This is a genomic window from Geomesophilobacter sediminis (assembly GCF_016458275.1).
In the GTDB taxonomy this organism is placed as follows: Bacteria; Desulfobacterota; Desulfuromonadia; order Geobacterales; family Geobacteraceae; genus Geomesophilobacter; species Geomesophilobacter sediminis.
In genome coordinates this window covers 137,297-151,753 of sequence record NZ_JAEMHM010000002.1, presented here as the reverse complement: position 1 = coordinate 151,753, position 14,457 = coordinate 137,297, and the positions used below count along the sequence as shown (strand labels likewise).

Annotated in this window: 15 protein-coding genes; 5 read left to right on the top strand and 10 right to left on the bottom strand. The window is 61.1% G+C overall.

What is annotated here, in order from left to right:
• Positions 1-18 precede the first annotated feature (18 nt).
• Together JFN93_RS02395 and pfkA are read left to right on the top strand one after the other, a co-directional pair.
• A complete protein-coding gene (locus tag JFN93_RS02395; RefSeq protein WP_199382591.1) occupies positions 19-1,269 on the top strand; it encodes a replication-associated recombination protein A in 1,251 nt (416 codons plus the stop codon).
• A 125-nt stretch (positions 1,270-1,394) separates the two neighbouring features.
• Entirely contained in the window at positions 1,395-2,354 is a 960-nt protein-coding gene (gene pfkA / locus JFN93_RS02390; protein ID WP_199382392.1) for a 6-phosphofructokinase, read from the top strand.
• Positions 2,355-2,495: 141 nt separating this feature from the next.
• Here pfkA and JFN93_RS02385 read toward each other — a convergent pair whose 3' ends face one another.
• On the bottom strand, positions 2,496-2,891 hold the full coding sequence (locus tag JFN93_RS02385) for a VOC family protein (protein WP_199382391.1): 396 nt from the start codon (positions 2,889-2,891) through the stop codon (positions 2,496-2,498).
• A gap of 383 nt (positions 2,892-3,274) precedes the next feature.
• On the opposite strand from JFN93_RS02385, the gene treZ reads away from it, so the two are divergent.
• The 3 genes from treZ to JFN93_RS02370 are packed head-to-tail and all read left to right on the top strand — an operon-like array spanning position 3,275 to position 7,551.
• Entirely contained in the window at positions 3,275-5,188 is a 1,914-nt protein-coding gene (gene treZ / locus JFN93_RS02380; protein WP_199382390.1) for a malto-oligosyltrehalose trehalohydrolase, read from the top strand.
• Positions 5,189-5,222: 34 nt separating this feature from the next.
• Complete coding sequence (locus JFN93_RS02375) at positions 5,223-6,542, top strand: cytochrome ubiquinol oxidase subunit I (protein WP_199382389.1); 1,320 nt, start codon at positions 5,223-5,225, stop codon at positions 6,540-6,542.
• Positions 6,535-7,551: a cytochrome d ubiquinol oxidase subunit II gene (locus JFN93_RS02370; RefSeq protein ID WP_199382388.1), complete on the top strand. Its 1,017-nt coding sequence runs from the start codon at positions 6,535-6,537 to the stop codon at positions 7,549-7,551. Before JFN93_RS02375 ends, JFN93_RS02370 begins: the two co-directional genes overlap by 8 nt.
• 84 nt (positions 7,552-7,635) lie before the next feature.
• Here the strand turns inward: JFN93_RS02370 and JFN93_RS02365 are convergent, their stop codons facing one another.
• From JFN93_RS02365 to amrS, 9 genes are all read right to left on the bottom strand, one after another.
• On the bottom strand, positions 7,636-7,959 hold the full coding sequence (locus JFN93_RS02365) for a cupin domain-containing protein (protein WP_199382387.1): 324 nt from the start codon (positions 7,957-7,959) through the stop codon (positions 7,636-7,638).
• Positions 7,960-8,333: 374 nt separating this feature from the next.
• Positions 8,334-8,792, bottom strand: a complete 459-nt coding sequence (locus JFN93_RS02360; protein WP_199382386.1) for a hypothetical protein — start codon at positions 8,790-8,792, stop codon at positions 8,334-8,336.
• A 538-nt stretch (positions 8,793-9,330) separates the two neighbouring features.
• Positions 9,331-9,558, bottom strand: a complete 228-nt coding sequence (locus JFN93_RS25425) for a hypothetical protein (protein ID WP_236021499.1) — start codon at positions 9,556-9,558, stop codon at positions 9,331-9,333.
• 170 nt (positions 9,559-9,728) lie between these two features.
• Positions 9,729-10,262: a chemotaxis protein CheW gene (locus tag JFN93_RS02350; protein ID WP_199382385.1), complete on the bottom strand. Its 534-nt coding sequence runs from the start codon at positions 10,260-10,262 to the stop codon at positions 9,729-9,731.
• A gap of 593 nt (positions 10,263-10,855) precedes the next feature.
• Positions 10,856-11,485: an HAD family hydrolase gene (locus JFN93_RS02345; protein ID WP_199382384.1), complete on the bottom strand. Its 630-nt coding sequence runs from the start codon at positions 11,483-11,485 to the stop codon at positions 10,856-10,858.
• Complete coding sequence (locus JFN93_RS02340; RefSeq protein ID WP_199382383.1) at positions 11,478-11,792, bottom strand: HNH endonuclease; 315 nt, start codon at positions 11,790-11,792, stop codon at positions 11,478-11,480. The genes JFN93_RS02345 and JFN93_RS02340 overlap by 8 nt, the downstream gene beginning before the upstream one ends.
• A 76-nt stretch (positions 11,793-11,868) precedes the next feature.
• Positions 11,869-12,309, bottom strand: a complete 441-nt coding sequence (gene rnhA / locus JFN93_RS02335) for a ribonuclease HI (RefSeq protein WP_199382382.1) — start codon at positions 12,307-12,309, stop codon at positions 11,869-11,871.
• Positions 12,299-12,943, bottom strand: coding sequence for a lysophospholipid acyltransferase family protein (locus tag JFN93_RS02330; RefSeq protein ID WP_199382381.1), 645 nt, complete (start codon positions 12,941-12,943; stop codon positions 12,299-12,301). The genes rnhA and JFN93_RS02330 overlap by 11 nt, the downstream gene beginning before the upstream one ends.
• Before the next feature lie 102 nt (positions 12,944-13,045).
• A complete protein-coding gene (gene amrS, locus JFN93_RS02325) occupies positions 13,046-14,059 on the bottom strand; it encodes an AmmeMemoRadiSam system radical SAM enzyme (protein ID WP_199382380.1) in 1,014 nt (337 codons plus the stop codon).
• Positions 14,060-14,457 lie beyond the last annotated feature (398 nt).

Below are 14,457 nucleotides of genomic sequence, written 5' to 3'. Positions count from 1 at the left end.
GCGCCTCTCGCCGAGAGGATGCGGCCGCGCACCATGGACGAATACGTCGGGCAGGGACACCTCCTGGGCGAGGGCAAACTCCTGCGCCGGCTCATCGAGACCGACCGACTCACCTCGCTGATCTTCTGGGGCCCCCCGGGAAGCGGCAAAACCACCCTGGCGCGCATCATCGCCGGCGCCACCCAGTCCCATTTCATCTTCTTCTCCGCCATCATGTCCGGGATCAAGGAGATCCGCGAGATCGTCAAGGAGGCGGAGGACACCCTCAAGTACCACGGCAAGAAGACCATCCTCTTCGTGGACGAAATCCACCGGTTCAACAAGACCCAGCAGGACGCCTTTCTCCCCTACGTCGAGCGCGGCACCTTCACCATGATCGGCGCCACCACCGAGAATCCCTCTTTCGAGGTGATCGCGCCGCTGTTGTCGCGCTGCAAGGTCCTGGTGCTCAATCCGCTCACCCGGGAGGAGGTCATCGAGATCCTGGTGAGCGCGCTTGAGGACAAGGAGCGTGGCCTGGGGGAATTGGGTCTCAGCGCCGAGCCGGAGGCGCTCGCCTTCATGGCGGACCAGGCCGGCGGCGACGCCCGGGTGGCGCTGAACACGCTCGAGACCGCGTCGCGGGTGGTGAAGGAGGGGGCGATCACCCTGGAAACGGTGCGGGAGGCGATCCAGAAAAAGCCGCTGCTCTACGACAAGGGTGGCGAGGAGCACTACAACGTCATCTCCGCCTTCATCAAGTCGCTGCGCGGCAGCGACCCGGACGCCGCTCTCTACTGGATGGCCCGCATGATCGAGGCGGGAGAGGACCCCCTCTTCATCCTGCGCCGCATGGTCATCTTCGCCTCCGAGGACGTGGGGAACGCCGACCCGCGCGGGCTGCAGATCGCGATCTCCGCACTTCAGGCATTCCAGTTCGTCGGGATGCCGGAGGGAAGGATCATCCTGGGGCAGGCGGTCACCTATCTCGCCACCGCTCCCAAATCGAACGCCTCCTACGTCGGCATCAACAACGCGCTGCGCGAGGTGCGCCAGAGCGGGGCCCTGCCGGTTCCCCTGCACATCCGCAACGCGCCGACCTCGCTCATGAAGGACCTGGGATACGGCAAGGGGTACCAGTACCCGCACGACTACGCCGAAGGTTACGTCCCCCAGGGGTACCTCCCCGATGATCTGGCCGGCAGGAAGTTCTACGAACCGATCGGCTACGGCTACGAGAAGAGCATCAAGGAACGGATGGAGTGGCTGAAGAAGTCACGCGAGGAGTAGCGGTTTTTTCCAAATCTTCACAGTGCAGACTCCGAAACAGATGTAATACTCACCAGACGCCATAATCGGGACGGGTAAGGGCCGGACGGCATCGGCGGCTTCCTGTCCATTTCCGGGAGAGCACGATGAAAAGGATAGGGATCATAACCAGTGGTGGAGATTGCTCCGGCATGAACGCCGCGGTTCGGAGTGCAACCCGCACCGCCATCGGTCACGGCGTGGAGGTGCTCGGGTTCCGCAAGGGTTACCTCGGTCTTTTGAAAGGCGATTACCTGGAGATGACCTCGCGGGAGGTGGCGGGGATCCTGCACCGCGGCGGCACCTTTTTGCAGTCGGCGCGCAGCGAGGAGTTCCGGACCGAGAAGGGGCGCGAGAAGGCGGTCCAGCGCCTGAAGGATCTCGAGGTGGACGGGCTGATCATCATCGGCGGCGACGGCTCCCTCAAGGGTGCGCTCGCGCTGCATCGGCTGGGGGTCCCGGTGATCGGCATACCGGCGAGCATCGACAACGACATCCCCTTCACCGACATGGCGCTCGGCGTCGACACCGCGCTCAACAACATCATCTATGCCGTGGACTGCATCAAGGACACGGCAAGCTCCCACGACCGTGCCTTCGTCATCGAGGTGATGGGAAGAAACTCGGGGTATCTCGCCAGCATGTCGGCCATCGCCTGCGGCGCCGAATACGCCATCGTCCCCGAAATCGAGTGCGACCTCTCCGATCTTTGCAACCAGCTGCGGCTGCGCTGGGAGGAAGGACGCAGCAACGCCATCATCATCCTGGCCGAAGGGGCCGGGCACGCGCAGAACATCGCCGACACCATCAAGGACGCCATCGGCTTCGAGACCCGGGTCACCGTGCTCGGGCACTACCAGCGCGGCGGTGCGCCCTCGGTTTTCGACCGTCTGTTGGGAAGCCGCTTCGGCAATTCCGCGGTGGAATTTCTGCTCGCGGGGCAGCGCGGCAAGATGGTGGGGCTGATCTGCAACGCCATCGTTCCCACCCTGCTGGAGACCGTGGCGGTCAGCGAGAAGCGCCCGCAGGAGGAACTTTTGGGGATGGCGTCGGTGCTGGGAATCTAGATCAATGAACAATGAAACAATGAGACAATGAACAATACGAACCGGTCCCGAAGCAGGACGGAACAAAAAAGCGCGGCACCTGGATTCTACCGGTGCCGCGCTTTTTTTGTCACTGTTTCACTGTTTCACTGTTTCATTGTTTCATTGTCCCGTTATTCCCGGCAAATAGGTTATGGCGCTCACTACTCCGCCCTGCGGGTCCTCGATAACGCAGAAGCGGCCCACCTTGGGGATGTCGCGCGGCGCCACCAGGAGCTTGCCCCCCAATTCCACCGCCCGCGCGGCGGTGGCATCGACATCGGCGACGGTGACATAGACCCCCCAGGCAGTCGGGCGTCCGGTCCCCTCACCATGCGGGGAACAGATACCGCCGACCTGTTTGCCGTCTACCTTGATCAGGCTGTAGCCGTTCTTGGCGGCGAGCCATGGCTCGGTGGTCCAGCCGAAGATCCTGGTGTAGAAGGATTCGGCTCCCTTGGGGTCCGACGTCCTCAGTTCGAACCAACTTATCGCCCCGTGCTGCCTGAACTGATCCATTCTCCCCTCCCTTCTCCAGCGTCTGACACACAATTCTACTACCTTCCTCAGAATTGCAACGGCATCTGTCAAAAGGAGCTTTTGCCCAAGTTATAGCATCGGTCGTTCCTGAATATAGCTGATGCCAAAACCCACATTATCGACAGCCCCAACCATTCTGCTCCATCCCGGTACCGGTCTACCAGAGAGCCGCCGCGAAACACGATCTTTCAGCCCCGGTCTCAAATAGCCTTTTGTTACCGGTTATCTTGCTGTTCGGACCAAAGGGCATGCGCGCCGGCAATGGCTCCCCGAGGATAAGGAAGTGCCGCTCTTCATTCGCTTGGTATGCAGCGATCACAGGTTAAACTTCCCCAATATTTTTTTCACGGGAGGTGGGTTTCATGTCCGAACCGAAGAGAAGGTTCCCGATCGGAGCGGAACTCGTCAAGGGCGGGGTACATTTCCGGGTGTGGGCGCCCAGCTGCAAGAAGCTTGAGATCGTTGTTCTCGGGGAGGCAAAGGATGCCCCGCCCCTCGAGACGGTCCAGATGACCAAGGAGACGGAGGGATACTACTCCGGGATGAGCTCACAGGCCGGGGCCGGGTCCCGTTACAAGTTCCGGATCAACGGCGAGGACAGCTTTCCCGATCCCGCCTCGCGTTTTCAGCCGGAAGGGCCGCACGGCCCCTCCCAGGTAATCGCCCCGAAGACCTTCGCCTGGAGCGATCAGAAATGGCGCGGCGTGGAGGTGACCGGTCAGGTGATCTACGAGCTCCACATCGGGACCTACACCAGGGAGGGAACCTGGCTGGCGGCCATGGAAGAGCTCCCGGCGCTGGTCGACCTGGGGATCACCCTGGTGGAGGTGATGCCGGTGGCCGACTTTCCGGGCCGATTCGGCTGGGGCTACGACGGGGTCAACCACTTCGCCCCCACCAGGCTCTACGGCGAGCCCGACGACATGCGCCGCTTCGTGGACCGGGCCCACGCCCTCGGGCTCGGGGTGATCCTCGACGTGGTGTACAACCATTTCGGCCCGGAGGGAAACTACCTGGAACGCTACTCCCTCGATTACTACAGCCCGGCCGATAACTTGTGGGGTAAGGCGATCAACTTCGACGGTAAGAACAATGGGCCGGTGCGGGAGTTCTTCATTACTAACGCCGCCTACTGGATGAGCGAGTTCCACCTGGACGGGTTGCGCTTCGACGCCACCCACGCCATCTTCGACGAGTCTCCCATCAACATCCTCGGGGAGATCACCGAAAAGGCGCGCCAGGCCGCCGGGGAGCGTAAGGTCATCATGATCGCCGAGAACGAAACCGAGGAGATCCGCTGCCTGCGTCCCAAGGAGCAGAAGGGGTACGGCATGGACTGCGTCTGGAACGACGATTTTCATCACAGCGCCCACGTCTCCCTGACCGGCTACCATGACGCCTACTATTCCGAATTCCTGGGCGCGCCGCAGGAACTCATCTCCACCATCAAGTGGAGTTACCTCTTCCAGGGGCAGCGCTATTTCTGGGAGGACAAACGCCGCGGCACGCCGACCATGGGGTACAACCGGAGCCGCTTCATCAACTTCACCCAGAACCACGACCAGATCGGCAACTCCGCCTGGGGAATCCGGCTGCACAAGCTCGCCAACCCGGCAACCCTTCGGGCCGTGGTGACCCTGCTCCTTCTCGCCCCCCAGACGCCGATGCTGTTCCAGGGGCAGGAGTACAACGCCTCGACCCCCTTCCTCTATTTTGCCGACCTGAGCCCGGAGATAGCGGAGCAGGTCCATGCCGGGCGCATCGAGTTCCTCAAGGAGTTCACCAACATCGACTCGCCGGAGATCATCGCGACCATCGACAAGCCATCCGATCCCAACACTTTCGAGCAGTCGAAACTGGACCTGACCCAGCGCCAGCGGCACGACAAGACGTATGCCCTCTACCGCGACCTGATCGCGCTGCGTCGCGAGGACCCGGTGTTCCAGAAGGGATACCAATGCCAGATCGAGGGGGCGGTGCTGGGTCCCAACGCGTTTTTGCTCCGCTACTTCCTCGAAGATCAACAGCGGCTGCTGCTGTTCAACCTCGGGCGCGAGCTGCACCTGGCGCCGAGCCCGGAGCCGATGCTGGCCCCTCCGGAGGGATGCCACTGGGACATGCTCTGGAGCAGCGAACGGATCATCTACGGCGGCTCCGGGACCCCCAGTCTCGATCTGGATAAATACTGGCGGGTGCAGGGGAATGCGGCGGTAGTGCTGGTCCCGGAACAAAACGAGGCGGTGAAGCCACACAAGCACCAGGAGAGGACGCTCTGACGCCAGAGCAGGCGATTAGCAGCGGAGGAGACCTATGGAAAATCTTTTCGCAGCACGGGCCTTGATGGGACTTTCCCTCGCGTTCCATATCGTCTATGCAACGGTAGGGATCGGACTTCCTTTTTTGCTCATGCTCGCCGAAGGTCTCGCGCTGAAAACCGGAGACGACTCCTGGCATGACCTGGCACGGGGCTGGATCCGTCCCGCCGGGGTTCTCTTCGCCATCGGTGCGGTCTCCGGGACGATTCTCTCCTTCGAGCTCGGGCTCCTCTGGCCGCAGTTCATGGCCTTCAGCGGCCCCTTGATCGGCCTTGCCTTCTCGATGGAAGGGTTCGCCTTCTTCACCGAAGCGATCTTCCTGGCCCTTTACCTTTACGGCGAGCGACGCCTTTCCCGCCGCGCTCTCTTTCTCTGCACCATCCCCTTGAGCGTCGCAGCCGCAGTTTCCGCCGTCTTCGTCATCAGCGCCAACGGCTGGATGAACACCCCTTCCGGCTTCCAACTGGTGCAGGGTTCGCCGGCCGGCATCGATCCGGCTGGGGCCTTCTTCAACCCGGCCTGGCGCCACGAAGCGGTGCATGGCACCCTTGCGGCCTACACCGCCACCGGCTTCGGTATGGCCGGGCTCTACGCGGCGGCACTTTTGCGGGCGGCGCCCTGGCCCCATGCAGTGAACGCGCTGCGACTGACCCTCGGCGTAGCGACGGTGGCGCTCCCCCTGATGCTCTTTTCGGGAGACTGGGCGGCGGTATCGGTGGCTCGAGACCAGAAGGGGAAACTGGCCGCCATGGAGGCGCATTTCGTTACCCGCCCCGGTGCCCCGCTCATCATCGGTGGCTGGCCGGAGCCGGCCGAAAACCGGGTAGCGTACGGGATCCCGATCCCCAAGCTGCTCAGTCTGCTGGCGCACCGCAATCCGGACAGCGTGGTGGCAGGGCTCGATGCCCTTCCTCGCGCAGACCGGCCGGACCCGCGCCTGGTACACCCTTTTTTCGACCTGATGGTCCTATCTTTTTTCGTCATGTCGACGGCCGCCGGTTTGTTTTGGTGGAGCTGCCGCAGGCACGGACAACACACTCCCGGGCGTTTGACGCTTCGGTCGGTCGTCATTGCCGCACCGTTTGGATTGATCGCGCTGGAAAGCGGATGGATGGTGACGGAATTCGGCCGGCAGCCGTGGGTGGTACAGGGATACCTGAGGACGTCGCAGGGGGTTACCATGCACGGAGGGATCCTGCTGGTATTTCTCACCTTTTTCCTGGTCTACCTTGCCCTGACCGTGGCCATCTTCCGCTTGTTGCTCCGTCCCGACGGCGGTTCACGAAAGAGGCCTGCGGAGGTGGTTCATGAGTGAACTGGTCCTCTGCGAGCTGGCGCTCGGCGCCGGTTTCATACTCTATGCCCTTTTCGCCGGGGCCGACTTCGGCGGCGGCATTTGGACCGCGTTCGCCTTCGGCCCCCGGGCGGGACAGCAGCGCGACGCGCTCTTCAACGCGATCGGTCCGGTATGGGAGACCAACCACGTCTGGCTGATCTTCGTCGTCGTCACGCTCTTCACCGTCTTCCCGGCCGGTTTTTCCGCCCTCTTCACCACGTTGCTGACCCCGCTGGTGCTGGCCCTGGTCGGGATCAACTTTCGAGGGGCGGCTTTTGCCTTCCGGCACTTTGGCCGCCAGGCAGGGCGGGAGGTCCCCTGGAGCGCGGCGACCTTTGAAGTCGCCAGCGTGCTGACGCCGTTCACCCTCGGGCTTGCGGTCGCGGCAACTGGTGCCGGGAGGATAACCCTGGCCGGGGGGCAACCGTCGCTCGGGGTCGGGACCTGGCTCAATCCGTTCACGCTGATGGGCGGGCTGATCGGCGTTGCGATCTGCGCGTATCTCGCGCCGGTTTATATGACGGTGCGGGTAACCGGTGAGTTGCGGGAAGATTTTCGCAAGGAAGCTCTGCTGGCGGGGCTCGTGTTGGGAGGGTTGACCACACTGGCGCTACCGGTTGCCGTGTACGAGGCACCGGTTTTCGCCCAGCGACTGCTGCGATCCTGGCCGATCGCGTTCGTCGCTTTGGCCGTCGCGGCGGGATGCGCCACACAACTCTTTCTTTGGCGTCGGCACTATGCCCTGGCGCAGGTCTGCTCCGGAGGGGCCGTCGTCTGCACCCTCGGCGGGTTCGCCGCCGCACTCAGCCCAGAGCTTCTCATCGGGACCCTGTCATTTGCGGCCGCGGCGGCTCCGCGGCCGACCCTGAGCGCCTACCTGGCGATCCTGCCGATCGGCGCACTCATCCTGATCCCGTCGCTGGTTTATCTCTACTGGACCTTCCGGGGCGAGCCGGACCCGGAAAGGCCTGGGTCGAGCGTTAAATAGGCCTGTATTTTCAGCGGCTTGCCGGATTTTGTATTCTCCGGAAAGAATAATCATGAGCGCTCCGGCTCAGGCCCGGATTTGACGTCACGGCAGGTAATCTTCCCGAACCGGGGAAAACACCTCTATTGCCACCGCATCCTCCAGGATGTCGGCACCGTGGATGGCAGCGCCGGGGATGCACCAGCTGTCCCCGGAAGAAAGTTCCCGCGCTTCCTCCCCAATCCGGAGCCGGATTCGCCCCGAAACAAGGTAGCCGATCTGCTCGTGCGGATGCGCATGTTGCGGCAGTACCGCCCCCTGCCGCAGCCGAAACTCCACCATAAGAGTCTTGTCCCCATGAACCAGCGTCTTCTGCTCGATCCCCTCGAGCGCCTTCTTATACCCATCCCTGCTGTAGCTTGAAAACACCCGCGTCTCCTTTTCTCGATGACAATGCCACTGTGCCCCTCTCCAGCCCGGGTAATGCACAAGCCCTGGGGCCGGGGGCGTTTTTTCCTGCGCGAGGAAATAGTGCCGGCTCACCCTTATATCATTTCCGGCCTGGGGAGGGAATGTCCCAAGCCGTGGGAACAGTACCGACCGAATCCTGCCTACATAATCGCGCCGCAGGTCAGTAGGGGAGCAATAGTATCTTCATCCGGTCCTGGGATGGAAGAAAAAAAGGCGGGTACCAGATCTGCCGGAGCAGACGGTACCTGCCAGGATCAGTAGATGGAAACGGCGGCTGATCAGGTTGCTTGAAGCGCTGGTTTAGTCTCGAACGATTTGCCTCACGCCAGGAGTTATTGCATGGGAACCTGGACCACCGTATGGCCGGTTCCCAGGCCGAGATCGGCCTTGTCGAGGTTGGCCTGAATGGTCTGGAACATTTGCAGGTGATCGGGGGTGCTGACTAACCACGTCGGACCGGCAATGCTGTCTGCAAGGTCCTCGAGGCGAATACTGGGCGAGCCATCGAACAAAGTGAGCTGGTAGTCATTATCCGGGCAACTGTTCCCAGACCGGTCGTGCAGCACCAGCGCCCCATCGATGAGAAAGAGACGGTTTCGGAGGTCGGCGCAGTCGCTGTTCTTGAACAGCTCTACAAATGCCGCCGTATCGACAGGTACCTGCGTCGACCACTCCGATCCCGTCGTCGAGCCGGTGTCTCTCGTCGTTGCGGCCGCGGGGGCCGAAACGTTAGACTGCCCGCATCCTTGGAACAGCAAAGCCAGCATCAGAACCAGGACAATGCGATTCATACCTTCCTCCATTTCAATAGGGGACATAAAGCGGCAGCACACGCTTCTTTAGGAACATCATTCCAGATTCAACCCACCCTTTCTCATCCTGCGTTGGTGCTCATGTGTAATCAATTTCCATGCCACAAAACTGTCAGTACGAGCGACCAACAATAATGAACACTTAACAACCGCCCACTCATCATTAAAACATCTCAACTGTTCATTTTGTTACAGCCAAAAGCGGACAAACCTCGCAAATCCAGCGAGATGGGCCCAACTGTAAAAAAATGGACTGTCCATATTATTACAGTTGCCCTTCTTTTACTGATGTCTTCGTTGAATTAAAGCCGAGCAGGAAAAGCCTTTGGCATGACAGGTCGAGACGGTGCAAAAAAGGCCCGCGGCAACTACCGGAATTCCAATGGTCGCAGCGGGCCTTTCCTGTTCCTATGTCGTTCGCACCCCACTGCTGCGGCAAATCCATCCCGTTCACCAGCTGGGACCTGACCCCTTGAAAGGGAAAGGGGAGCGGCCCCAATCGGTCCAGTGGCTCTGGTCAGTACTTCTCGAAGGCAACGTCCTCCTCATCGAGGTTGAGCTCCGCCCCGTCGGCCGCCGGCTGCGCCCCCGCCTGGGCCAGCGTCCGGGCTCTGCGAACCGGTTTGGTGCGGGGCGCCGCCTTTGGCGTGAAGGTGGTTATGCTCTCGCTGCCGATCCGGAAAAAGCCCACGCTGTGCTGCAACTGTTCGGACTGCGATGCGAGCTCCTCCGCGGTAGACGACATCTTTTCCGCCGCCCCGGCGTTTTGCTGGATGACCTGGTCGAGTTGCTGGATCGCCTTGTTGATCTGGTTGCCGCCGGTGTCCTGCTCGCGGCAGGCGGCCCGGGTATCTTCATGTTGTCGAACATAGGACCTCCTTGGCCAGCGATGGTGTTTCCGGCATCCGGGACGGATCAGGCCGAAACCGCCTGGACAGCGCCGTCTCCCACCCGGAACTGCGCCCCCTCCCCGATCTCTTTCATCACTCCCAGTTCGTCCTCGGCAAAGACCCGGTCGATGTCGAGGATGATGATGAAGTCGTCGTTATTTTTACCCATACCGACGATGAAGCTGGTATCCAGCTTCGTTCCCAATCTCGGCGGCGGTTCGATCTGGTCCGGCTCCAAGTCGAGCACCTCCTGCACGGCGTCGGCCATCGCGCCGATCACCACCGTCTCCCCTTCCAGAACCACCTCGACGATGATGATGCAGCTATGCACCGTCTGCACCGCCTGGGGCATGCCGAATTTGCGCCTCAGGTCGATCACCGGTACCACGTTGCCGCGCAGGTTTATCACCCCCCGCATGTAGTCCGGGGTCTGGGGAACCTTGGTGGGCGTGGTGAAATCAAGCACCTCGCGGACCTGGCTGATATCGAAGGCGAAGAGCTCTCCGTCCAGGGTGAACGTCAGATACTGGGTGGTTTCAACAACGGTTTCGACAGTCATGTGCCCTCCTTGGATCTGCTCGAGCGTGTCTCCGCGCAGTATGAGCCCGAGATGTTTGAAGTTGGAAGATGTCTCTAAACAGTTGAGAAAACGCAAGCAACTGGAGAAGAGGATGGTGCTGCTGAATCAACCCACATCATTTTATGCTAATACTTTTCCCCTTGATCTCAATGCTGGCGAGGTTTCTCTCAAAGGGGACCAGGCTGGCCGCGAAGTGCCAGTGATGACACGAGAAAAGAGTCAGTCTGGCCCGCCCCCCCCAGGCGTCTCAATATTATTTTCAATCAATGAGGCTCCAAGGATTTCGCTGCGTTCCGTAATCGGGACATCCTTTTGAATGACGGATGAGTATTTAAGCCTTTTCTGTGGGAGCGCCATTCCTGGCGCGAACCGCCGAAGGCGGTGACGAGGGTTGCGGTCATTCGCGACTGGGAAGGCGCGCCCGCCGGGTAGGCAGCTACCGTCCTTAGTTCAAAAGCCATCGCGACAGGAATGTCGCATCTACAGCATTGCCTCGGGATGGAATGAAAAAAGCCCGCACGGCAAGGTATGCCGGGCGGGCTTTGGGAAGGTTCGATAAGGGAGGTCTTCGCTCAGAGGAGGGTGATCAGTTCGGTGTGCCGGTCGATCCGGGCGAACGCGGCCATCGGCGCCTTGTACGCCACGAACGGGATGGAGGCGGCTTCGGCGGCCTGCCGGTCGACGTCGGAGTCGCCGACGAAAAGGGCCTCGGAGGGGGCGATGCCGTACTGGTCCAGCACCTTGAACAAAGGCTCCGGGTGCGGTTTCGGGTTGGCCACCTTACCGGCGGTCATGACGCAGCTGAAAAAGCCGTCCAGGGAAAAGGTCTCCAGGAGCGCTTCCATCGAGGAGGAACGGTTGGTGCAGACCGCGAGTTCCACCTTGCCCTGCAGCTGCTCCAGGGTTTCCCGCAACCCCTCTTCCATGCGCAAAAGCGGGAAGAGCTTGCGGTAATCGATGGCGGCGGAGAAGGCCCGGACCTGGTCCATCGGGGTGTCGGCGGCAAAGAGGTACTCCAGGACCTCCTTGTTGGCGTAGGTGTGCAGGATCCGCATGGTATCGGCATCGCTTCGGTCCAGGGGCGGCTTTCCGAAGCGCTCCACGATCTGGCTGTAAAAGGCGAAGTTCGCTTCAAAGGAGTCGAAGAGCACTCCGTCGCAGTCGTAAATCACCGCTTTTATGGTGCTGGGGAACTTATTCACCGCTTGGGTCCTCGCGCTCGGGCAGGGTCTTCAGGTACTCTTCCCATTCGATGGGGAGCATGTGCTTTTTCTGGTTGTTGCATTCCTTGCAGCTGGGGACCACGTTTCCCCGGGTGCTTTTGCCGCCGCGGATGACCGGAACGATGTGATCCATGGAGAGCTCGGCGGGGGGAAACGTCTTCCCGCACCAGTGGCAGGTTCCCCGGCCGATCCGGTTCTTCCACCACTGGCTCTTGCGCAGTTCGCGGGCTTTTTCCCGCTCTTTCTTGATCTCCGTTTCGGAGACTTCGATGATGAAGTAATCCAAGAAAACCTCTGGAGGAATTGACCATGGACAACGAAAAGACTTGGGAATCCGGCGCCACGGGGTGAGGAGGGAGGATCTAGTTGCTTCTCCGGTAGCTTTCGATGGCGGCGCGGGCCAGGGCGTCGCAGCGCTCGTTTTCCGGATGCCCGTTGTGCCCGCGCACCCACTGCCAGTTGATCCGGTGCACCCGGGACTGTTGCAAGAGACGCTCCCACAGGTCCCGGTTCACGACCGGCTCCTTCTTGCTATTCACCCAGCCGCGCTTGAGCCAACCGGAGACCCACTCGGTCATCCCCTTGACCAGGTACTGCGAATCGGTGGTGATCACCACCTCGCAGGGGCGCTTGAGCGCCTCCAGTCCGGCGAGGGCGCCGCTGAGCTCCATCCGGTTGTTGGTGGTATCCCCGTCGGCCCCCGAAAGTTCCTTCTCGTTGTCCCCGTAGCGAAGGATGGTGCCGTACCCCCCCACGCCGGGGTTGCCGCTGCAGGCGCCGTCGCAGAAGATCTCAACGCGCATCGTTTCCTCCCTGGATCTGAACCGCGATCGCCTTCATTACCCGGTCCACGATCTGCTGGTGGGTCTCCTTGCAGTCGGGAAGCTGGAACAGATCGTCAAAGTGAAGCGGCGCCCCGAAGCGGACCCGCCCCCTTGCGCCGAAGGAGGGGAAACGCCAGGTATTGATGCCGGAGAGCCCCGCCGGGACCACCGCCGGACGCACGTCATAGATGATCTTGCCGACCCCGCGGTTGCCGGGTCCGAGTTTGCCGTCCTTGTGCCGGGTCCCCTCCGGGAACAGCATCACCTTCTGGTCGGCGAGGAGCTCGTTTAAGTGCTTGCCGGCCCGGACGTCCCGGCCGCGACGCACGCTGAAGGCGCCCCACGAGCGGAAAAGCCAGGCCAGAAAAGGGTTCCGGAAGAGCTCCTCCTTGGCCGGTGCCCACAGCATTTGCAAGGGATAGGTGCGGATGACGGCCCAGGGGAGAAAAACGGTATCGTAGGCGGAGATGTGGTTGGAGACGATGAGCACGCCGCCGGATGCGGGCAGATGCGACGCCCCTTCGATGCGAAATTTGTTCAGGAGGGAGGCATAGGTACCGATGACCCATGCCGACAAGGTGACCCAACAACGTCTGAGAAGCGAAACCTTCAATCCTACCCTCATAAATCGGAAGTGTTCCCGCAAGGGACACCTGCTTATACCATGAATATTCCAAAAGTAGCAACCGTTAACGGACCCGTAAACGGCCGGCCGCTACTCCCACACCCCATCCAGCTGGTAGCCGCAGGAAGGGCAACGCCCCTTGACCACGTGGTACTTCTCGATGAGATACCCGTAGCGCTTGACGAGCAGCGTGGCGCACCCGGGGCAGGTGCTGTCCTCGCCACCCTCGCCCGGGACGTTCCCTTCATAGACGTAGCGCAGGCCGGCATCGAGGCCGATCCGGCGCGCCTCGCGCAGGGTGGCGAGCGGGGTGCGCGGCTCCTTGGTAAGGAGGTAGGTCGGGTAGAACTGGGTAACGTGCCAGGGAACCTCGGGTCCCAGGTCGTTGACGATGAAGTCGGCGATCCCCTTGAGCTCGCCGCGGTCGTCGTTTTGGTTGGGGATGATCAGGGTGGTGAGCTCGATCCAGATGCCGTGGCGCTTGTAATCGACGATCGAATCGAGGACCTCGGAGAGTTGGGCCCCGATGATCTCCCGGTAGAACCGCTCGGAAAACCCCTTCAGGTCGATATTGGCGGCATCGAGGTAGGGGGCGATGACGTCGAGCGCCTCGGAGGTGATGTAACCGTTGGTCACGAAGACGTTCTTGAGCCCTGCGGCGCGGGCCAGCCGGGCGGTGTCGTAGGCGTACTCGAAGAAGATGGTGGGCTCGGTGTAGGTATAGGAGATGGAACGGCATCCGGCGGCAAGGGCACGGGCGACGATCTCCTCGGGGGAGACGGCGGTCCCGATGAATTCCACCGCCCCCTGGTCCGGCTGGGAAATGCTGTAGTTCTGGCAATGCAGGCAGCGGAAATTGCACCCCACGGTGGCTATCGAATAGCTCCGGGTGCCGGGGAGAAAATGGAACAGGGGCTTTTTCTCGATCGGGTCGGCGTGCTCCGCCACGGCCCGGCCGTAGACCAGGCTGTAGAGCTCGCCCCCACGGTTTTCCCGTACCCCGCAATGACCGCGGGCGCCGTGAGCGATCTGGCAGTGAAACCGACAAAGTCCGCAACGGATCCCGCCCTCTCCCACCTTTTCCTGGAACATCGCTTCTTTCATGACGCTCCCCCCTCTCCCGTTTAGGTACGGGTTATCATAGCACCCCCCCATTTCGTTTGCTACCGCCAACGGCGCGGCCCGGACCGAGTTTAGTATCGCTGCGCGATAAGTTTCGGATTTCGAAACTGGTGTTTACGTGAACGTCATGCAAAAAAAAATGCAGTATGCAGTTTCGGCACCTGGAGAAAGGTGGCGATCCGGGCATAATCTCGTTATAAATCCAGTTTCATCTGTATTTACCGGTACTTAGCCTGTATTTTTAGAAAAAGAAGGGAGACGGCGCACGCGATGTTTTAAAATGAAGGGTCCGTTTTAGGGGGGTGCCAACTTGGTAAACTATTGTTTTACAGACTTTTTTTGACCAAACTGACACAAAATAGCTGTTGCAGTAATTTTTT